Below are 19796 nucleotides of genomic sequence, written 5' to 3' on the forward strand. Positions count from 1 at the left end.
CCCTACAACGAGGAAGAAACGCGTTTCCATCTGATTGATCCCGTGCTTCGTCGCAAGGGCTATGACGATCCTCGGCGAATCAAGATGGAAACTCCGGCACCGGTCGAGCCCACGGGGCCCAAAGGTCGCCGCCGCAGGGGTACGGGTCGCACGGATTATTTGCTCTGCGTACAGGTGGGCGACATGCCCAAGCCGATGCCGGTGGCGGTGCTGGAAGCCAAGCGCGAAAGCGCCGATCCGCTTGCCGGCATGCAGCAGGCCAAGGGCTACGCAGACTGTGCACGCTTCGACGTGCAGTACGTGTTTGCCAGCAACGGCCATCTGTATGGCGCGTTCGACAAGCCCAGCGGTATCCAGACCGGCCCGCATCCGCTGGACGACTTCCCGCCGCATCCCGATCTGTGCGCCCGCTATGCGAAGGACAAGGGCATCGATCTTGCTTCGCCCGAGGCCGCGCTGCTGTTTCAGGCCGACAGCCCGGCGTGGTCGGCCAGTCGCTACTACCAGGACGCCGCCATCCGCGCCGCGTTCGAGAAGATCATCCGCGAGCGCCAGGCCGGCAACGCGCCGCGCGTGTTGCTCACGCTCGCCACCGGCGCAGGCAAGACCATCATCGCCACCAACCTGCTGTGGCGGATGGCGCAGGCGGGCCTGCTGCCCAAACCTGCCTTGTTCCTGTGTGATCGCGACGAATTGCGTCGGCAAGCGCACGACAAACTCTCGGCCGCATTCGGCGGCAATGCCCGCATCGTGGAAACCGTGCGCGGCCACAACGCCGCTGCCAATGCGCGCATCCATATCGCCACCTACCAGACCCTGGGGATCGATGGCGAGGAGGACGATGGCGGCGATGCCAGCTTCCTCACCGAGCACTACGGCGAAGACGCCTTTTCCGTCATCATCATCGACGAATGCCACCGCAGTGCCTGGGGCAAGTGGTCGCAGGTGCTCACCCGCAACCCCAACGCCATCCACATCGGCCTGACCGCCACGCCGCGCAAGCTCAAGCCACCCAGACGTCCGCGACGCCCCGTTCGTGGTGCGCCTGTCGAACCACGCCGTGCAGCAATCGCGCAGGAGCTGGAAACCGCCCTCGCCAAAGACGCGGCCATCACCGCCCACAACGTCCGGTATTTCGGCGAGCCGGTGTACGAATACACGCTGGCGCAGGCGCAGGAAGATGGCTATCTGGCCGCCTGCGAAATCATCAAGCGCAAGGCCGACATCGACGCCCGCGTGTTCACCCGTGGCGAAGTCCTCGCGGCCAAGGTCAAGGACATCAAGACCGGCAAACTGCTCACCGAAGCGGACCTGAACAAGAACACCTACACCGGCAAGGATTTCGATGACGAATTGTTCATCGACCTGCGCACGCCGGCGATGTGTCAGGACCTGTTCAAGCTGCTGTGCGAAAACGGCGGGCCGGAGCAGAAAGTCATCATTTTCTGCACCCGCGATGCCCACGCCGACCGCGTGGCAATGCACATGAACAATCTGTACAGGACGTGGTGCACGGCCAATAGCCACGCGCGCAAGGACGACTATGCCTTCAAGTGCACGGCCGATGCCGGCGCCGACAAGATCGAGGCCATGCGCGGCAGCGGCTCCCGCGCCTTCATCGCCTGCACCGTGGACCTGCTGGAAGCCGGCGTGGACATCGAGCGGCTCAACGCGGTGGTGTTCTTCCGCTACCTGCAATCCAGCATCAAATTCCACCAGATGGTGGGGCGCGGCACCCGCATCGACGAGGCCACGCAGAAGTACAAGTTCTGGCTGTACGACTACACCGGCGTGACCGACCTGTTCGGCACCGAGTTCATCACCCAGCCGCCGCGTTCCGGTGGTGGTGGGGGCGGTGGTGGCGGTGAGGAAGGCGAACCCTATGAAGGTACGCCTATCCCCGGTATCCGCCTGGGCGAAGGCGAGAGTGTCTTGATCAATGCCCAAGGCCGCTTCATCCTCGCCAACCGCAACGGCCAGGCCACGCCGATCCCGGTGGACGAATATCGGCGTGAAGTGATCCAGCGCGTACTGTCCGAAGCGCACAACCTGGACGACTTCCGCGCGCTGTGGGTCGAGGCGAAGAAGCGCCGGCAACTGATCGACCATCTCCTGGGCGACCACCTCAGCCCCGAAGTCATCCGCGAGGCGGACCAGATGGCGGAGTTCGACCTGTTCGATTTCTTCGGCAAGCACGGCTACCACGCGCGGGCGCTGAAACGACCGGAGCGCGGTGCGCACTACGTCAGCGCGAATGCGGCGTGGTTTGCCGGGATGGAGGCGAAGTCCGCCATCGTGCTGCGCGGGCTGGGCGCGCAGTTCGCCCAAGGCGGCACCGAGGCGCTGGAGTCGGACAGCCTGTTCGATGTGCCGGACATCGCCCGGGCCGGAGGCATCAAGGCGCTGCGCGCGCTGGGCAAGCCGGTGGAGGTGATGCAGGACGCGAAGATGAGGTTGTTTGGGGTATGACCACCACACCGTCATTCCCGCGCAAGCGGGCCGCTTCTGACAGCCGAATGGCTGTCCAATCCAGTGGCTTTGTGAGGCTCGGCGACTGCTGCAAGTTCTATAGCGGCGGCACCCCGGCCAAGGGCACGGCCCAGTATTGGAATGGCGACATTCCTTGGTTTTCGCCGAAAGACATCAAGACTTTTGACTTGTGTGTCGCACAAGACAGGATTTCGAAACTTGCCATTGCCGAGTCGGCAACCCAACTCATCATGCCTGGCACGATTCTCGTTGTTGGCCGCTCCGGTGTTCTGGCGCACACATTGCCAGTCGGTATCGTTCGACAGCCTTCGACATTCAATCAAGACATCAAAGCCATCGTTCCAAGCGATGCCTTTGACCCCGAGTTCGTTGCGCTATATCTACGTGCGAAACAGCCGCACGTCTTAGCCGACGGCGTGAAGCGCGGCCCAACCGTGCACAGCCTTGTAGCTAATTTTCTCGAAGACCTCGAAATTCCTACGTTGCAATTGCCAGAACAACGCCACATCGCCGCCCGCCTGAAAGCCCAACTGGCCGAGGTGGACACCGCGCGGCAGGCGGCGCAGGCGCAGGTGCGGGAGGCTGGCTTGCTGCGCCAGCGCCTGCTGCGCCAGACCTTCGATGCGCTGCATGATGCGCCGCGCAAGGTATTGGGTGAGTGGGCGAAGACCACCAGCGGCTCCACGCCACCGCGTGGAGACAAGCGTTACTGGTCGCCTGCCGAAATTCCGTGGGTGAAAACCGGTGAAGTCGCCTTCGCGCCAATCAGCACGACTGAAGAAGCCATCTCGCGGCAGGCGCTGGAGGAATGTTCGCTGACCTTGCTGCCGCCGCAAAGCGTGCTCATCGCCATGATCGGTCAGGGCAAGACACGCGGTCAGTCGGCGATTCTCCAGATAGAGGCGGTGACCAATCAGAACTGCTTTGCAATCCTGCCGAACGACTCTTGGGATGCGACGTTCCTGTATCACTGGCTGATGGCTTCGTATAAAGACTTGCGGGAACTTTCGGCTTCACGAGGCGGAAGTCAGTCGGCATTGAACGGAGCTTTGTTGAACGCGCTGGAAATCCCCGCCCCCGACATCGACACCCAACGCCACCTCGTCACCCGACTGCAAGCCCAACTCGCGCAGGCCGACGCCATCGCCCACGCCGCCGCCGCGCAACTGGCCGAAATCGAACGCCTGCCGCAGCGGCTGCTGGCCAAGGCCTTCGCCGCGCCCGCCTGATCGGAGCGGCCCGACGGCGTGCTAGAGTTAAGCATGTCAATCTGTGCTTAACCCGTATTTCTCATGAAAGACGTTTCAGATCAGCAAGTTGCAGAGCATCTTAAGCGCCTGAATCCGTGGTGGCAGAGCGCCACGATGGACGACGCAACCTTGGCGCTGCGCCCCCGTGCCTACCTGGACCCGGTGCGGCAACTGTTGCTGGAGCCCAAGCTGCGCCGCGCCGTGGTGCTGCTGGGCCCACGCCGGGTCGGCAAGACCATCCTGATCCGCCACCTGATCGCCGATCTGCTGGCGCGCGGCACGCCCGCGCAGCGCATCGCCTATGTGGAAATGGATCACCCGCTGCTGCACGGCCAGTCGCTCGAGGCCCTGATCCGCCAGATCGAGGAGGCGGCGCCCGGCGGCGACGGCACGCGCTACCTGTTCTTCGACGAGATCCAGTCGCACAAGGATTGGGAGAAGCACCTCAAGCCGCTGGTGGACCATCGCCCCGACCTGCGCATCCTGGTATCCGGCTCCGCTGCTGCCGCGCTCAAGCGCCAGAGCACCGAATCCGGCGCGGGGCGCTTCACCGATTTCCTGTTGCCGCCGCTGACCTTTTCCGAATATCTGGACCTGCGCCAGGAACCCGCCGCCGTCCGCGAGGAAACACCGGGCGTCTACCTGCTGGAGGACATTGGCCGGCTGAACGCCCAGTTCGTGGAGTACGTCAACTACGGTGGCTATCCCGAACTGGCGCTGTCGCCGGTGGTACGTGGCAACCCGGAACGGTTCGTCAAGTCCGACATCGTGGACAAGGTGCTGCTGCGCGACCTGCCGCAGTTGTATGGCATCAAGGACATCCAGGAACTCAATTCGCTGTTCACCCTGCTGGCCTTCAACACGGCGGAGGAAGTCGCGTTCGAGCAACTGTCCAAACGCAGCGGGGTCGGCAAGCAGACCATCCAGAAGTACATCGAGTACCTGGAAGCTGCGTTCCTGATCAAGCGTGTGTTCCGGGTGGATCAGGACGGAAAGCGTTACCAGCGCGAGCGCCACTTCAAGGTTTACCTGACCAATTCGGCGATGTACACCGGCCTGTTCGGTGCCAAGACGGCGGAGGATCCGGAGTTCGGGCACCTGGTCGAAACGGCATTGTTCGCGCAGCGCTTCCACGAGGATGCGCGGCTCAATTACGCGCGCTGGGGCACCGACGACAGCGAGGTGGATCTGGTGGAGTCGTCCCAGGCGCTCAAGCCGGTGGCTGCGCTGGAAATCAAGTGGAGCGACAAGTACGCGGACAAACCCGAGTCGCTCAAGGGGCTGATGAAATTCGTGCGCGCCAATCACTTGCCGTCAGCCTGGGCCACCACCCGCAGCCTGATCCGCCAGCAGACGATCGACGGCAGCGAGATTCGCCATTGGCCAGCCGCGGTGCTGGCCTTCCACTACGGCGTGCGCGCCGTGCAGGGCCGGCTGGCCGGCTTTGAAGCACAGATCAAGGAAATCGTTAAGTGACTGCCGTTGCCAAGACTCCCCGAAAACAAAAGGTTGGAAAGGCGGCGAAGCCGGCCAAGGCGATTGCCAGCACCCAGTCGCTGTCCGCGTTCGTGAAGGGTATCTGCGATGTGATGCGCCGCTCCAACTGCGCCAGCGCCCTGCAATACGTGCCGGAGCTGACCTGGATCCTGTTCCTGCACATCCTGGACGCGCAGGAGACGCGCGATGCCGAGCAGGCCGAGGCACTGGGCGCGGAGTTCTCGCCCGCGCTGCGCGCGCCGTACCGCTGGCAGGACTGGGCCGCGCCGTGGTCGGACAAACCCGGCCATCCGCAGACCACCGACGGCAAGCCGCAGGGCTGGAAGCGGCAGGAACTGTTCGCTGCCGGCGGCGGCAGGCTGTTCGACTTCATCAACAAGGAACTGTTGCCGCATCTGCATGCGCTGGATGTGGACGTGCGCACAGGACTGCCAAATCCGGCCGTGAGCCCGAAGCAGCGGATCATCGGCCGCATCATGACGGCGGTGGAGCGGGTGCGGGTGGACGACGAGGCCAATCTGCTGGACATCCTCGATCGCGTCCACGAGATCAGCATCGATCACATCGACGACACCCATTTCTTCACCCTGTCGCAGGTGTACGAGGACCTGCTGCTGAAGATGGGCGAGAAGAACTCCGACGGCGGCCAGTTCTTCACCCCGCGCGAGGTGATCCGCGCGATGGTGCATACCGTCGATCCGAAGCTGGGGCAGACGGTCTACGACCCGTGCTGCGGCACCGGCGGCTTTCTCGCGGTGGCCTACGAGCACATCGCCCGTGAGTTGGGCAGCGCGCCGGCCAGCACGGACATCGAGAAGCTCAAACACGACACCTTCTTCGGCCGCGAGAAGGAGAATCTGGTGTTTCCCATCGCGCTGGCCAACCTGGTGTTGCACGGGATCGACCAGCCGAACCTGTGGCATGGCAATGCGCTGACCAAGCGCGCGACCTATGATGCGCTGTTCCGGCAGGCACCGGGCCAGTTCGACGTGATCCTGACCAATCCGCCTTTTGGCGGCAAGGAAGGCAAGGAGGCGCAGAAGAACTTCGCGTTCGAGACCAGCGCCACCCAGGTGCTGTTCGTGCAGGACATCCTGGCTGAGCTGGCACACGGTGGCACCTGCGGCATCGTGCTGGACGAGGGCCTGCTGTTCCGCACCAATGAAAGCGCTTTCGTCGAGACCAAGCGCAAGCTAGTGGACGAGTGTGAACTGTGGGCCATCGTCAGCCTGCCGGGCGGGGTGTTCTCCACCGCCGGCGCCGGCGTGAAGACCAACCTGATGTTCTTCACCAAGGGCAAGAAGACCGAGCGCATCTGGTACTACGACCTGTCGTGGGTGAAGGTGGGCAAGAAGACGCCGCTGACCCTGGCGCATTTCGGGTTCGGCAAGGACGGCTCGGTGCTGGAGGATGAAGCGCTTCCCGCCGCACTGCTGGCCGAGTGGCAAGCCGATGAAGCCAATGCCGGCCAGGCTTTCCCGAGCTATGCGCGCATGCTGGCGTCGCACAGCGACAGTCGCTACTCCTGGACAGTGGACTTCACTGAACGCCGCACCAAATCCCGAGAGGAGATGCAGCCGCTATTGGACAAGGCCGCAGAGATCAGGGCGGCCGTGGTCGACCTGAAGGAGGAGCTGAAGCGGCTGAAGAAGGACAAGGCCGCGGCTGGCGCGATCCAGGCTACCGAGGCGACCATCCGCGAAAGGGACAAAGCTGCGCGTGACATGGAGGCTGAAGCCGCCGCCATTGACGCAGCGGTATTCGACTTGAAGGCAGTCAATCCCAATGCGGTGGCGGTGGTGGATGATCGAACGCTTGGAGAAATCATCGCCAGTATCGACGAGCAGGGACAAGCCGTCGTCTCGGCCTTGGCTAGGCTGAATGCGTTGCTGGCAGAAGGCTAGGACGTGTACCCCGGTGCCGGTCGCACCCGCCGGCGGGGTTTCGCGTTCTGGCCTATCCATGCAGGACGGCCAGCGCCTGAAGCAGGAACTCACCGCGCACTGAGGCAAGGGCGCGCCGCAGGTGGTGCTGGTTGCCGATGCGGACGAATTGCGCGCCGTGGCCCGCGAGCAAAACGAGAACCCGGACGGGATCAACGAGCTTGTGGAAGGGCTGTACCTGGATTCCTGTTTTGCCCATGCAACCACGCTACGGCGCGGTCTTTTCATGCCTCGCGCCTCGCGAGAACCTCCACGTGCGGCTCCTGCCCTGCGGCGCTGGAACCCACGGGTGATTTTCGACCCATGTGAAGGTTTGATCGCAACGCCGCTCGCATAATCATCTTCGACGGGCGTATCACGTCGTGTCGGCGTTGCCCGCGCCAGCAAATACCGATCATTCATCCCATGCCCGAAGGTCCTGAAATCCGCCGCGCCGCTGACCGCCTTGCGGCGGCCGTGCTGGGGCAGCCGCTGCGGCGCGTGCAGTTCGCCTTTCCCCAGCTCAAGCCCTACGAACGCAAGCTGCGCGAGCACCGGATCGAATCGATCACGTCGCGCGGCAAGGCGCTGCTGACGGCGTTCGACAACGGCTGGACGCTGTACACCCACAACCAGCTGTACGGCGTCTGGAAGGTCGCGCCAGCCGGCCACTGGCCGGCCACCACGCGCAGCCTGCGGGTGGCGCTGGAGACCGCGCAGTCGGCCATCCTGCTGTATTCGGCTTCCGCCATCGAAATCTGGCGCAGCGATCAAATCGAATCGCACCCGTTCCTGCAAGGCCTGGGGCCCGACGTGCTGGATCCGGCGCTGGATGCGACCGCCGTTGCGGCGCGACTTGGCTCGCCCGCGTTCTGCCATCGCGCGCTCGGTGGCCTGCTGCTGGATCAGGGCTTCCTCGCCGGGCTGGGCAATTACCTGCGCGCCGAAATCCTCTACGCCACCCGCCTGCATCCGGCGCTGCGCCCCGTTGATCTGAGCGCACGCCAGCGCAATGCGCTGGCCAGGCAATGTCTGGCGATCCCGCGCCTGAGTTACGCCACCCGCGGGGTCGAGCCCAGGCCGGGGATGCGCAAGGACCTGCAGGTCCACGAGGGCGCAGCCTTCCACTTCCATGCCTTCAAGCGCGAGGATGAACCTTGCGAGCGCTGCGGCACCACGATTGCACGCATCAGTTCCAATTCACGCCCGCTGTTTCTGTGCCCGCACTGCCAGCCGGACAAATGCGCCGGCACGGGCCGGGGATCGGAATGCGGTAAAATTCGCGGATGAAAAAAGAACTCGAAGCCCTGCTGCGCAGCAACCGCGACTGGGCCGATGGCATCACCCGCGATGACCCGACCTTCTTCGAGCGTCTTTCGAAACAGCAGGCGCCGAAGTACCTGTGGATCGGCTGTTCGGATTCACGGGTGCCGTCCAACCAGATCCTCGGCATGGATCCCGGTCAGGTGTTCGTCCATCGCAACATCGCCAACGTGATGGTGCACACCGATCTCAACTGCATGTCCACCATCCAGTACGCGGTCGACGTGCTGAAGGTGCGGCATATCCTGGTGGCCGGCCACTACGGCTGCGGCGGTGTCGGCGCGGCGCTGGAAGGCGCGCGGATCGGGCTGGCCGACAACTGGATTCGCCACGTCGCCGACGTGGCCCAGCAGCACCTGCCGCTGCTTGACGCCCTTCCGGAAGCGCGGCGCTATGACGCCATGTGCGAACTCAACGCCATCGCCCAGGCGCGCAACGTCTGCCTGAGCACGGTGATTTGCGACGCCTGGACCCGCGGCCAGCCTCTGGCCGTACACGGCTGGGTGTACGGGCTCGACGACGGCCACATCCACGAACTGGGAATGGACGTGCACGGCCCGGACGAACTGGACCCGGTGTACGCGAAAGCCATCGAAGCGGTCTACGCGCGCCACTGCGGCGCGGCCCGAACCTGACGGCAGGGGCTTGGCGACAACGAAAAAACGGGCCGCAGCCCGTTTTTTCCTGCATTCCTGAAGGCAGGCCGGTTCAGCCGACCGTTTCGCCTTCGGCCACGGCCTTCATCGACAGGCGGATGCGGCCCTGCTTGTCGACTTCCAGGACCTTGACCTTGACGATGTCGCCTTCCTTGAGCTTGTCGGAGACCTTCTCGACGCGCTCGTTGGAAATCTGCGACACGTGCACCAGCCCGTCCTTGCCCGGGGCAATGGTGACGAAGGCGCCGAAGTCCATGATCTTGGCCACCTTGCCCTCGTAGATGTGGCCCGGCTCGACGTCCGAGGTGATCTGTTCGATGCGGTGCTTGGCAGCCTGACCGGCGGCGGCGTTGACCGAGGCAATGGTGATCGTGCCGTCGTCCTGGATGTCGATCTGGGTGCCGGTTTCCTTGGTGATGCCCTGGATCACCGAACCGCCCTTGCCGATCACCTCACGGATCTTGTCCGGGTGGATCTTGATGGTGATCAGGCGCGGCGCGTAGTCGGACAGGTCCGGACGCGGCGCGGTCAGCGCCTTGGCCATCTCGCCGAGGATGTGGTGGCGGCCCTGCTTGGCCTGCGCCAGCGCGACCTGCATGATCTCCTCGGTGATGCCCTGGATCTTGATGTCCATCTGCAGGGCGGTGATGCCCTGATCGGAGCCGGCCACCTTGAAATCCATGTCGCCAAGGTGATCCTCGTCACCGAGGATGTCGGACAGGACCACGAAGCGCTCGCCTTCCTTGACCAGCCCCATCGCGATGCCCGCGACCGGACGCTTGATCGGCACGCCGGCATCCATCAGCGCCAGCGAGCTGCCGCAGACCGAGGCCATCGAGGAAGACCCATTGGACTCGGTGATTTCCGAGACCACGCGGATGGTGTACGGGAACGCTTCCATGCCCGGCATCATCGCCAGCACGCCGCGCTTGGCGAGGCGGCCGTGGCCGATTTCGCGGCGCTTGGGCGCGCCGAAGCGGCCGGTCTCGCCGACCGAATACGGCGGGAAGTTGTAGTGGAACAGGAAGTGTTCCTTCCACTCGCCGGCCACGTCATCCATGATCTGGCCGTCGCGGGCGGTGCCCAGCGTGGTGACCACCAGGGCCTGGGTTTCGCCGCGGGTGAACAATGCGGAACCGTGCACGCGCGGCAGCACGCCGACCTTGCAGGTGATCGGGCGAATCGCGTCGAGCTGGCGGCCGTCGATGCGGACCTTGGTCGAGAGCACGCTGTCGCGCAGGGTGTGGTATTCGAGTTCCTCGAACTCGGCGGCCTGCGCCGCAGCGCTCCAGCCCTCCGCTTCGGCGCGCCCGGCCAGCGCCAGCAGCACGTCCTTCTTCAGCGCGGAAATCGCGTCACGCCGCTGCAGCTTGTCGCGGATCTGGAAGGCCTCGCCCATGCGGCCACCGACGGCGTCCTGCATCGCGGCGACCAGCGCGGCGTTGCGTTCGGCGGACTGCCAGGTCGAGACCGGTGCCCCGGCTTCGGTCACCAGTTCGTTGATCGCGTTGATGGCTTTCTGCATTTCGCGATGGCCGAAGGTGACCGCGCCCAGCATCACGTCCTCGGACAGCTCTTTGGCTTCCGACTCGACCATCAGCACCGCCTGCGAGGTGCCGGCCACGACCAGTTCAAGGTCGGAATCCTTCAGCTCGGTGACGGTCGGGTTGAGCAGGTACTGGCCATTCTTGTAGCCGACCTTGGCCGCGCCGATCGGGCCCTGGAACGGAGTGCCGCACAGCGACAGCGCCGCCGACGCGCCGATCAGGGCGAGCACGTCGCCCTCGACTTCCGGGTTGAGCGAGACCAGGGTGGCGATGATCTGGATCTCGTTGCGGTAGCCGTCGGGAAACAGCGGGCGGATCGGGCGATCGATGAGGCGGCTGATCAGGGTTTCCTTTTCGGTCGCGCGGCCTTCGCGCTTGAAGAAGCCCCCCGGAATGCGGCCACCGGCATAGAACTTTTCCTGGTAGTCGACGGTCAGCGGGAAGAAATCCTGGCCTTCGCGCGCCGACTTGGCGGCCACCGCGGTGACCAGCACCTCGGTGCCTTCGCACTTCACCAGAACCGCGCCGCCGGCCTGGCGGGCGATCTCGCCGGTTTCCAGCGTGAACTGACGGTTGCCGTACTGGAACGTCTTGCTGATCTTTGCCACTTCGAAATCCTTGACTGGTTGCACGTTGACGTCGGCGGCCCTTGCCTGTCGACGCTGCGCCGCGAGCGACGCGGGAGTGCGGACGGGCCGCACGGTCGGGTTTTCCTTCCGCAAAAACGCACCGCGGCGCATTCTCGCGCCGCGGGGTGTGTCTGTATCAGCGACGCAGGCCGAGCTTGCCGATCAGCGCCTTGTAGCGTTCGCCGTCCTTGCTGCGCAGATAGTCGAGCAGGCTGCGGCGGCGGTTGACCATCATCAGCAGGCCGCGCCGGCTGTGGTGGTCCTGCTTGTGCGCCTTGAAGTGCTCGGTGAGCTGTTCGATGCGTGCGGTGAGCAGGGCGACCTGCACTTCCGGCGAGCCGGTGTCGTTGTCGCCGCGCTTGTGTTCGTTGATGACTTTGCTGGTATCGATGGACATGATTGCCTCACAGTCGCGGAGCCGGCAGGAACAGGGCAATCAAGCCCGCACCGCACGGTCCGTCACAAATGGATGGGAAACGCTCGTCTGAGCCCGTCAATTGTAGCGCGCACGCGACCTGACAGGCAAACCGCGGATTTCGGGCGCGGATTTCCAGCGCAGAGTTCAACCACGGACCTCAGTCGCCGGAATCGGCCACCACTTCCGGCTTGCCCTCGCCCTGGATGCGCTGGTAGATCTCCTCGCGATGCACGGCCACGTCCTTGGGCGCGCTGATGCCGATGCGCACCTGGTTGCCTTTCACGCCAAGCACGGTGACGGTGATCGCATCACCAATCATCAAGGTCTCGCCTACGCGTCTGGTCAGGATCAACATCGCAACTCCATTGCCGCCGTCCTGCACAACGTCTGTGCGTGCGGTCACGTCCGGTTCATGGATGATAGTCGCGCGGATCGTCCGGGAACAAGTCGCACTGCGTCACAGATTCGATACGAACTATCCCAGAATCCGCGCCACCGCTGCCGCCACGTCGTCGAGCGCGGTGCGCAGCGCCGGCCCATCCTCGCCGCCACCTTGCGCCATGTCCGGGCGTCCCCCGCCCTTGCCGTTGATCTTGCGCGCGACCTCGCCGAGCACGTCGCCGGCCTTGACCTTGCCCAGCGCGGAACCCGCGACGCCGGCCACCAGCGCCGCCTTGCCATCCTGGACGCCAGCCAGAACGATCACGGCATCGCCCAGCTGCTGCTTGAGCCGATCGACCGCATCGCGCAGCGCCTTGACGTCGAAACCTTCCAGCCGCACGGCCAGCACCTTGACGCCAGCCACCGCCCGCGCCTGCCCGGCCAGATCGCCGGTGGCGCTGGAAGCGGCCCTGGCCTTGAGCGCCTCGACTTCGCGCTCCAGCTTCTTCTGCCGGTCGAGCACGCCGTGCAGCTTGCCGGCCACCTCATGCGCGTTGCCGCCCAGCAGGTGGGCGACTTCATGCAGACGGCGTTCTTCCTCGGCCACGAAATCCAGCGCGCCCTGCCCCGTGACGGCCTCGATCCGGCGCACGCCGGCCGATACGCCGCCTTCACTGGTGATCTTGAACAGGCCGATGTCGCCGGTGCGGCCCACGTGGGTGCCGCCGCACAATTCGGTGGAAGTGGGGCCAAAGCGCAGCACGCGCACGCGCTCGCCGTACTTCTCGCCAAACAGCGCCATTGCACCGAAATCCAGCGCCTCCTGCATGCCCATGTGGCGCACTTCGCCAGGGTGGTTGGCGCGGACCTCGGCGTTGACGCGACGCTCGACCTCGGCCAGTTCCTGCGCCGTCATCGGCTGGAAGTGGGAGAAGTCGAAACGCAGGCGATCCGGCGCGACCAGCGAGCCTTTCTGCTGGACGTGGGTGCCCAGCACGCTGCGCAGCGCGGCGTGCAGCAGGTGGGTGGCGCTGTGGTTGAGGATGATCGCGCCGCGACGCGCCGCATCGACGCTGGCGGACAGACGGTCGCCCAGCCGCAGCTGGCCCGTTTGCAGCCTGCCGATGTGGGCGTGGAATTGGCCGGCCAGCTTGTGGGCGTCGGCCACGGCAAACGCGGCGCCCGCGCCCGAGAGCGTGCCGGTGTCACCGACCTGGCCGCCGGATTCGGCATAGAACGGGGTGGCGTCGAGCAGGACGATGCCGTCATCACCAGCCACCAGTGCGTCCACCGACTTGCCGTTCTTGAGCAGGGCGACAACGCCGAGGTCGTCGGCGGCGAGCGTTTCATAGCCGAGGAAGCGGGTCGGCGCGAGCTGCGCCACCAACTCGGCCGGCAATTGCACGCCGCCGCCGAACTTGCCGGCCGCGCGCGCGGTTTCCTTCTGATGCTCCATCGCCGCGTCGAAGCCGGCCACGTCCACCGACAAACCCCGCTCGCGCGCCATGTCCTGGGTGAGATCCAGCGGAAAGCCGTAGGTATCGTAGAGGCGGAAGGCTTCGGCACCGGGGATCACGCCATCATCCACGCCCGCGGCCACGTCCGCGAAGATTTTCATCCCTGAATCCAGGGTTTCGGCAAAACGCTCCTCCTCGGCCAGCAGCGCGCGCTCGGCAGTGGCGCGGCCGGCGCGCAGCACCGGGTAGGCCTCGCCCATCAGCGCATCGAGGGTGGCCACCAGCTTGTGGAAGAACGGTTCGCGGGTGCCCAGCATCCAGCCGTGGCGCAGCGCGCGGCGGATGATCCGGCGCAACACATAGCCGCGGCCTTCGTTCGACGGCAGCACACCATCGACGATCAGGAACGCGCTGGCGCGGATGTGGTCGGCAATCACCCGCAGCGACTTGCTGCCCGCATCAGTGGTTCCGGTCAGTTCAGCGGCGCGACCGATCAGGGTCTGGAACAGGTCGATCTCGTAATTGGAATGGACGTGCTGGAAGATCGCCGCCAGCCGCTCCAGCCCCATGCCGGTATCGACGCAGGGCGCCGGCAGCGGCTCCAGCCGGCCGTCACTTTGGCGATCGAACTGCATGAACACGAGGTTCCAGATTTCGATGAAGCGATCGCCATCGGCCTCCGGCGAACCGGGCGGGCCGCCAGCGATGCCTTCGCCGTGGTCATAGAAAATCTCGCTGCACGGGCCGCAGGGGCCGGTGTCGGCCATCTGCCAGAAATTGTCGGAAGCGTAAGGCGCACCCTTGTTGTCGCCGATGCGGATGATGCGCTCGGGCGGCAGGCCCACCAGATCGTGCCAAATGGCGTAGGCCTCGTCATCGTCGTGGTAGACGGTGGCCAGCAGGCGCTCGCCGGGCAGCTTCCAGACTTCGGTCAACAGCTCCCAGGCCCACAGGATGGCGTCTTTCTTGAAGTAGTCGCCGAACGACCAGTTGCCGAGCATCTCGAAAAAAGTGTGGTGACGCGCGGTGTAGCCGACCTGGTCGAGGTCGTTGTGCTTGCCGCCGGCGCGCAGGCAACGCTGGACATCGACCGCCCGCACGTAGCTGCGCTTCTCCGCGCCGAGGAAGACGTCCTTGAACTGCACCATGCCGGAGTTGGTGAACAGCAGGGTGGGATCATTGCCAGGCACCAGCGGCGCGGACGGCACGACGGTATGACCGCGGGCGGCAAAGAAGTCGAGGAAATCGCGGCGAAGGTCGGCGGTGGTTTTCATGCAGGCATCAAGATGGCGGAATGCGGGCAACACAAGACCCGCGAACTCGACACGATGCGGCCGCAGTTTCGAGTTGGCAACCCAGTCCGGGGATTTTAGCGCGACTGCCTGCTTCGGCGAGCTTTGCCGGACCGCCCCGACCGCAATCAGGTGCGCTTGGGCTCAAGGCGGGGATTGGGCCAGCGCGGCGCGTGCCTGGTCCATGGAAAAGCCGCGACGCAAGAGGAAATCCAGGGCTTTGCGCCGGGCGGTGACCGCCCCGGAGAACGCCTGCGGATGCCGCCGTCGGGCCAGGTCGCGGGCCAGCGCCAACCAATCACCCTCGAAGCCGTCCATGGCGGCAGCGATGACGCCGGCCGACAACCCGTGCAGGTTGGCCAACTCGGCGCGGACGTAGGCCGGGCCATAGCCGCCGCTGGCGCGGGCGCGCAACAGGGCGTCGGCAAAGCGCGCATCGCTTTGCCAGCCATCGCGGGCCAGCCTGTCCACCACCGCCTGCGCCTCCGTGACAGGCACGCCGCGCTGTGCCAGCTTGCGCGCGAGCTCGGCCTGCGAGTGCTCGCGCCGCGTCAGCAGCGCGAGCGCGCGCTGGGTCGGGGCCGGCTCGACGTGCGGCGGGCGCCGGCGCCGGGAGGCGACATCCCTGTCAGGCCCGGGTCCCGGATGCTTCATTCACCTTCTTCGCGCGCGGCTTCCTGCGGGACGAACTTCTCGCGCAGCAGCGCTTCCAGCCTGGCCGCAATCTCCGGGTTTTCCTTGAAGAACTGGCGCGCGTTCTCCTTGCCCTGCCCGATCCGCTGGTCGTCGTAGCTGTACCAGGCACCGGATTTTTCGACCAGGCCCGCGGTGACACCCATCTCGATCAACTCGCCCTCGCGCGAGATGCCTTCGCCATAGAGAATTTCGGTAATGACCTGCTTGAACGGCGGCGCCAACTTGTTCTTGACCACCTTGATCCGGGTCTGGTTGCCGATGATCTCGTCGCCCTTCTTGATGCTGCCGATGCGGCGGATGTCGAGCCGCACCGAAGCGTAGAACTTGAGCGCATTGCCGCCGGTGGTCACTTCGGGGCTTTGGCCCGGCATCATCACGCCGATTTTCATGCGCAGCTGGTTAATGAAGATCACCAGGGTATTGCTGCGCTTGATGTTGCCGGTGAGCTTGCGCAGGGCCTGGCTCATCAGGCGCGCTTGCAAGCCGGGGAGCTGGTCGCCCATTTCGCCTTCGATCTCGGCCTTGGGGGTAAGCGCGGCCACCGAATCGATCACCACCATGTCCACCGCATTGGAGCGCACCAGCATGTCGGCGATTTCCAACGCCTGCTCGCCGGTGTCGGGCTGCGACAGATACAGGTCATCGAGGTTGACACCCAGCTTCTGCGCGTAGACCGGATCCAGCGCGTGTTCGGCGTCGATGAAGGCGCAGGTGCCGCCGACCTTCTGGCACTCGGCAATGGCTTGCAGAGTCAGCGTGGTCTTGCCGGAGGATTCCGGACCGTAGATTTCGACCACGCGGCCCTTGGGCAGACCGCCGATGCCCAGCGCGATGTCGAGCATCAGCGAGCCGGTGCCGATGGTTTCCACCGCTTCCACGGTGCGGTCGCCCATGCGCATCACCGAGCCCTTGCCGAACTGGCGCTCGATCTGGGTCAGGGCCGCGGCCAGCGCGCGCTTCTTGTTTTCGTCCATCGGGGTACTCCTTAGAAAGCGGTTGGGGATGGTGTGCGTTCGGTACGGAGACAGCTTAGGCGGGGCCAGTCGCACGGACTGCGACGCTGGCGGGCCGCGATGAAAATTTTTCATGTTGCGCAAAGCGGGGAAATCGGAAAACGCCGCGCCAAGCATCGGAATTGCGCTCGACCCGGGCCGCCAGCTCAGCCATGCGGACGCACCAGGCCGCAGTACAGGCCTTCAATGGCAAAGTCCTGCCCCGGCTGGACCTCGATCGGATCGTGATCGGGATTGCGCGGCAGCAGACGGACCTTGCCGCGGGTCGGCTTGAACAGCTTGACCGTGATTTCATCGTCGATTCGGGCGATCACCACCTGCCCGCTGCGCGCCTCGTTGGTGCGGTGCACGCCGATCAGGTCACCGTCGAAGATGCCTTCATCGCGCATCGAATCCCCCTTCACGCGCAACAGATAATCCGGGGTCAACGAAAACAGGGTGCGGTCCATCAGCACCACCTGCTCGCTGCCGATGTCGGCACCGATCGGCACGCCGGCCGCCACTTGCCCCAGCACCGGCAGCTGCAGCGCATCGTCGTTGGCCGGCAGGTCGAGCTGGCGCGGCCAGTCCGGCCACTGCAGCAAGCGCAGGCTGCGGGCGCGCCCGGGGCTGCGTTCGATCACGCCAGCCGCTTCCAGCGCCTCCAAGTGGTACTGCGCGGCGCGCACGCCGCTGAAACCAAAGGCATGGGCGATTTCCGCCTGCGAGGGCGCATAGCCGTCGGCCTCGATGCGTTCGGCGAGGAAAGCGTGAATCGCGCGCTGGGTATCGGTCAGGCTCATGTTTAGTAGTAATACTACTAATGCCAGTGGTCGTCAAGCGCGCCGGCCTGCGCTCCGCCCGCTCACCCCAGTTCGTGCTCCAGCCCGTGCAGCGCTGCCGCCACGGTCTGCCGACGCACCGCGTCGCGGTCGCCGTCGAAATGAAACAGCTCGGCGTGGGCATAACCGCCGCGCCGCTTCCAGCCGATCCACACCGTCCCCACCGGCTTGTCCTCATTGCCACCGCCAGGACCGGCGATCCCGGTGACGGCCACCGCAATCGTCGCGCCGGAATGCACCAGCGCACCGCTGACCATTTCGACCACGGTTTCGCGGCTGACCGCGCCGGTCTGTTCCAGCGTCTGCGGCCGCACGCCCAGCAGCGCCTGCTTGGCCTCGTAGCTGTAGGCCACCATCCCGCAGTCGAACCACGCCGACGAACCGGCGACCTCGGTCACGCACTTGGCAATCCAGCCGCCGGTGCAGCTCTCGGCGGTCACCAGCATCTGCCGTGCAGCCGCAAGGCGTTCGCCCACGGCCTGCGCCAAGGCATTCAACTCGGTGTTGGTGGGAACAGACACGACGCGACTCCCGCGGACGGAAGTCGCTTTGTATCGCATGGCGATCAGGAGCGAAAGCCGCCGCACGCCTCCTTTGCCCGAAACGGACGTTCAGCGTCGAGTCAAATTTCAACTTGCAATTTTTCCGCAAGCCGGTATGTTAGTAAGCGATTACTTACTTTGAATGCTCCCATGTCCCCATCTCCTCGCTATCTCCCAGCCGACGTACGCCGCAACGCAACCGTCGAGACCGTGGTTTCTCTGGCCGCCGAGCGCAATCCCAGCGATATCACGACCACCGAGATTGCTGCCCGGATGGGGCTGACGCAGGGTGCGTTGTTCCGCCACTTCGTTAACAAGGACGCCATCGTGCAAGCGGTCATGGCTTGGGTGTCCGAACGTCTGTTGTCGCGATTGGACGCGGCGTCGGCCAATGCCGCCTCTCCGCTGGCGGCGCTGGAAGCGATGTTCCTGGCCCACGCCGGATTCGTGGCGGATCATCCAGGCGTGCCGCGAATGCTGTTCGCGGAACTGCAGCGCCCGAGTGAAAGCGTGACACGGCGGATGGTGCAGACACTTCTTTCGCATTATCGCCAGCGGCTGCAGCAGTTGTTCGATGCAGCCAAGGCAAGGGAGCAACTGGACTCGGCGCTGGACGTGGATGCAGCGATTTCGCTGTTCATCGGCACCGTTCAAGGGCTGGTGATGCAATCCCTGCTCTCCGGAAACAGCGACACCATCCGCCGCGATGCCCCACGCGCCTTCGCGATCTATCGTCGCGGGATCGAAGCCAGACCATGAGCACTCTTGCATGCGGCACACGCGCAGTCCCGACGCTTGCGCCAGCAAACCTGCCCGCCTTTCACGATGGAGACGCCCACCCATGAGCATTGGCCGTCCCTCCCCCTCTGCCCTGCGTACATGGGCGGGCGTCGCCATCGTCCTTGTTTTGCTGGGTCTGACTTGGCTGTGGATGCAGCGAGATGGTCGTGGCACGGCCGCAGTGCGCCTGTACGGCAACGTTGACATCCGCGAAGTGCAGCTGGCCTTCCGTCAGCCCGGACGCATCGCCGCAATGACCTTCGAGGAAGGCGATCAGGTGGCGACAGGCGCGCGCATGGCAGTGCTGGATGCCGGGCCTTACCGCGATGGGTTGGCCGCCGCCGACGCCGCGGTTGCGGTCGCCCGCGCCGAGCGGGACAAGCTGCGCAACGGACTGCGTCCACAAGAGCTCGTGCGCGCCCGAGAGGCCTTGCGACAGGCCAGCGCAGTAGCCACCGAAGCCGACCGCAACCTGCAGCGGCAACTCGGCCTTCAGGCCAGCGGCGCCGCCAGCCAGCGCACTCTGGACGTGGCAAGAGCCGCGCAGGAGCAGGCCGCCGCCGGGCTGAAATCCGCACAGGCTGCGTTGTCCCAGGCCCGAGAGGGTGCACGTTCGGAGGACATCGAAGCGGCCGAGGCACGCCTGCAGGCCGCGCAAGCGGCGCGCGCACAGGCCGCAACCGCATTGGCGGACGCCACCCTGCTGGCCCCCGGACCCGGCACCGTGATCACGCGGGTGCGCGAGCCCGGCAGCATGGTCAACGGACAGACTCCGGTCTACGTCCTGAGTCTGGATCGACCAGTGTATGTGCGCGCCTATGTTGGTGAAACGGAACTGGGGCGCATCGCACCCGGTGCCCGCGTGACGCTGCGATCGGACAGTTCGACCAAGGTGTATCACGGTCAGATCGGCTTCATTTCGCCGCGTGCGGAATTCACGCCAAAGACGGTGGAAACGACCGATCTGCGCGCCGATCTCGTCTATCGGCTGCGGATCGTGGTGACCGATGCAGATGCAGCCCTGCGCCAAGGCATGCCGGTGACGATTGACGTGAACGCCGCACCCGCGGACAAGCGCTAGG

At 65.1% G+C, this 19796-nt stretch carries 17 protein-coding genes; 8 read left to right on the forward strand and 9 right to left on the reverse strand.

The window, feature by feature from the left end; genetic code table 11:
• Positions 1-183: 183 nt before the first annotated feature.
• The 4 genes from M9902_RS00385 to M9902_RS00400 all read left to right on the forward strand — a co-directional run bounded on the left by M9902_RS00385 (position 184) and on the right by M9902_RS00400 (position 7141).
• On the forward strand, positions 184-2469 hold the full coding sequence (locus tag M9902_RS00385; RefSeq protein WP_297220291.1) for a DEAD/DEAH box helicase family protein: 2286 nt from the start codon (positions 184-186) through the stop codon (positions 2467-2469).
• Positions 2466-3719: a restriction endonuclease subunit S gene (locus tag M9902_RS00390; RefSeq protein WP_297220293.1), complete on the forward strand. Its 1254-nt coding sequence runs from the start codon at positions 2466-2468 to the stop codon at positions 3717-3719. The genes M9902_RS00385 and M9902_RS00390 overlap by 4 nt, the downstream gene beginning before the upstream one ends.
• 135 nt (positions 3720-3854) lie before the next feature.
• The gene (locus tag M9902_RS00395; protein WP_297220295.1) at positions 3855-5216 is read left to right on the forward strand and encodes an ATP-binding protein; all 1362 of its coding nucleotides are present in this window, start codon (positions 3855-3857) and stop codon (positions 5214-5216) included.
• Positions 5213-7141, forward strand: coding sequence for a type I restriction-modification system subunit M (locus tag M9902_RS00400; protein WP_297220297.1), 1929 nt, complete (start codon positions 5213-5215; stop codon positions 7139-7141). The genes M9902_RS00395 and M9902_RS00400 overlap by 4 nt, the downstream gene beginning before the upstream one ends.
• A 52-nt stretch (positions 7142-7193) precedes the next feature.
• Here the strand turns inward: M9902_RS00400 and M9902_RS00405 are convergent, their stop codons facing one another.
• Positions 7194-7379, reverse strand: a complete 186-nt coding sequence (locus M9902_RS00405) for a hypothetical protein (protein ID WP_297220299.1) — start codon at positions 7377-7379, stop codon at positions 7194-7196.
• A gap of 206 nt (positions 7380-7585) precedes the next feature.
• Between M9902_RS00405 and nei the strand changes: the two genes are divergently transcribed.
• Together nei and can are read left to right on the forward strand one after the other, a co-directional pair.
• Positions 7586-8449 carry an endonuclease VIII gene (gene nei, locus M9902_RS00410; RefSeq protein WP_297170357.1) on the forward strand — a complete coding sequence of 288 codons (864 nt, stop codon included), beginning with the start codon at positions 7586-7588 and terminating at the stop codon, positions 8447-8449.
• On the forward strand, positions 8446-9117 hold the full coding sequence (can, locus tag M9902_RS00415; protein ID WP_297170355.1) for a carbonate dehydratase: 672 nt from the start codon (positions 8446-8448) through the stop codon (positions 9115-9117). The genes nei and can overlap by 4 nt, the downstream gene beginning before the upstream one ends.
• A 73-nt stretch (positions 9118-9190) precedes the next feature.
• Here can and pnp read toward each other — a convergent pair whose 3' ends face one another.
• The 8 genes from pnp to M9902_RS00455 all read right to left on the reverse strand — a co-directional run bounded on the left by pnp (position 9191) and on the right by M9902_RS00455 (position 17913).
• Positions 9191-11293, reverse strand: coding sequence for a polyribonucleotide nucleotidyltransferase (pnp, locus tag M9902_RS00420; RefSeq protein WP_297220301.1), 2103 nt, complete (start codon positions 11291-11293; stop codon positions 9191-9193).
• Between the two features lie 157 nt (positions 11294-11450).
• Positions 11451-11711, reverse strand: coding sequence for a 30S ribosomal protein S15 (gene rpsO / locus M9902_RS00425; protein WP_297170350.1), 261 nt, complete (start codon positions 11709-11711; stop codon positions 11451-11453).
• 178 nt (positions 11712-11889) lie between these two features.
• Positions 11890-12087, reverse strand: a complete 198-nt coding sequence (csrA, locus tag M9902_RS00430; protein WP_297170378.1) for a carbon storage regulator CsrA — start codon at positions 12085-12087, stop codon at positions 11890-11892.
• Positions 12088-12207: 120 nt separating this feature from the next.
• Positions 12208-14844: an alanine--tRNA ligase gene (alaS, locus tag M9902_RS00435; protein ID WP_297220304.1), complete on the reverse strand. Its 2637-nt coding sequence runs from the start codon at positions 14842-14844 to the stop codon at positions 12208-12210.
• 162 nt (positions 14845-15006) lie between these two features.
• On the reverse strand, positions 15007-15516 hold the full coding sequence (locus M9902_RS00440; protein WP_297220306.1) for a regulatory protein RecX: 510 nt from the start codon (positions 15514-15516) through the stop codon (positions 15007-15009).
• Positions 15513-16532, reverse strand: coding sequence for a recombinase RecA (recA, locus tag M9902_RS00445; RefSeq protein WP_297220308.1), 1020 nt, complete (start codon positions 16530-16532; stop codon positions 15513-15515). The genes M9902_RS00440 and recA overlap by 4 nt, the downstream gene beginning before the upstream one ends.
• Before the next feature lie 185 nt (positions 16533-16717).
• A complete protein-coding gene (gene lexA / locus M9902_RS00450) occupies positions 16718-17353 on the reverse strand; it encodes a transcriptional repressor LexA (RefSeq protein WP_297220310.1) in 636 nt (211 codons plus the stop codon).
• Between the two features lie 62 nt (positions 17354-17415).
• A complete protein-coding gene (locus tag M9902_RS00455; protein ID WP_297220312.1) occupies positions 17416-17913 on the reverse strand; it encodes a CinA family protein in 498 nt (165 codons plus the stop codon).
• A 171-nt stretch (positions 17914-18084) separates the two neighbouring features.
• On the opposite strand from M9902_RS00455, the gene M9902_RS00460 reads away from it, so the two are divergent.
• The gene (locus M9902_RS00460; protein ID WP_297220314.1) at positions 18085-18693 is read left to right on the forward strand and encodes a TetR/AcrR family transcriptional regulator; all 609 of its coding nucleotides are present in this window, start codon (positions 18085-18087) and stop codon (positions 18691-18693) included.
• 82 nt (positions 18694-18775) lie between these two features.
• The gene (gene hlyD / locus M9902_RS00465; protein WP_297220316.1) at positions 18776-19795 is read left to right on the forward strand and encodes a secretion protein HlyD; all 1020 of its coding nucleotides are present in this window, start codon (positions 18776-18778) and stop codon (positions 19793-19795) included.
• Position 19796: the final 1 nt, after the last annotated feature.

Source organism: Thermomonas sp. (assembly GCF_023953935.1).
Taxonomy (GTDB): Bacteria; Pseudomonadota; Gammaproteobacteria; order Xanthomonadales; family Xanthomonadaceae; genus Thermomonas.

Coding starts and splice junctions, on each gene's coding strand:
- can (WP_297170355.1), top strand. CDS start 8,446: ATGAAAAAAGAACTCGAAGCCCTGCTGCGCAGCAACCGCGACTGGGCC.
- rpsO (WP_297170350.1), bottom strand. CDS start 11,711: ATGTCCATCGATACCAGCAAAGTCATCAACGAACACAAGCGCGGCGAC.
- M9902_RS00460 (WP_297220314.1), top strand. CDS start 18,085: ATGTCCCCATCTCCTCGCTATCTCCCAGCCGACGTACGCCGCAACGCA.
- M9902_RS00390 (WP_297220293.1), top strand. CDS start 2,466: ATGACCACCACACCGTCATTCCCGCGCAAGCGGGCCGCTTCTGACAGC.
- recA (WP_297220308.1), bottom strand. CDS start 16,532: ATGGACGAAAACAAGAAGCGCGCGCTGGCCGCGGCCCTGACCCAGATC.
- nei (WP_297170357.1), top strand. CDS start 7,586: ATGCCCGAAGGTCCTGAAATCCGCCGCGCCGCTGACCGCCTTGCGGCG.
- M9902_RS00385 (WP_297220291.1), top strand. CDS start 184: ATGCCCAAGCCGATGCCGGTGGCGGTGCTGGAAGCCAAGCGCGAAAGC.
- csrA (WP_297170378.1), bottom strand. CDS start 12,087: ATGTTGATCCTGACCAGACGCGTAGGCGAGACCTTGATGATTGGTGAT.
- M9902_RS00440 (WP_297220306.1), bottom strand. CDS start 15,516: ATGAAGCATCCGGGACCCGGGCCTGACAGGGATGTCGCCTCCCGGCGC.
- M9902_RS00405 (WP_297220299.1), bottom strand. CDS start 7,379: ATGGGCAAAACAGGAATCCAGGTACAGCCCTTCCACAAGCTCGTTGAT.
- lexA (WP_297220310.1), bottom strand. CDS start 17,353: ATGAGCCTGACCGATACCCAGCGCGCGATTCACGCTTTCCTCGCCGAA.
- alaS (WP_297220304.1), bottom strand. CDS start 14,844: ATGAAAACCACCGCCGACCTTCGCCGCGATTTCCTCGACTTCTTTGCC.
- hlyD (WP_297220316.1), top strand. CDS start 18,776: ATGAGCATTGGCCGTCCCTCCCCCTCTGCCCTGCGTACATGGGCGGGC.
- M9902_RS00395 (WP_297220295.1), top strand. CDS start 3,855: ATGGACGACGCAACCTTGGCGCTGCGCCCCCGTGCCTACCTGGACCCG.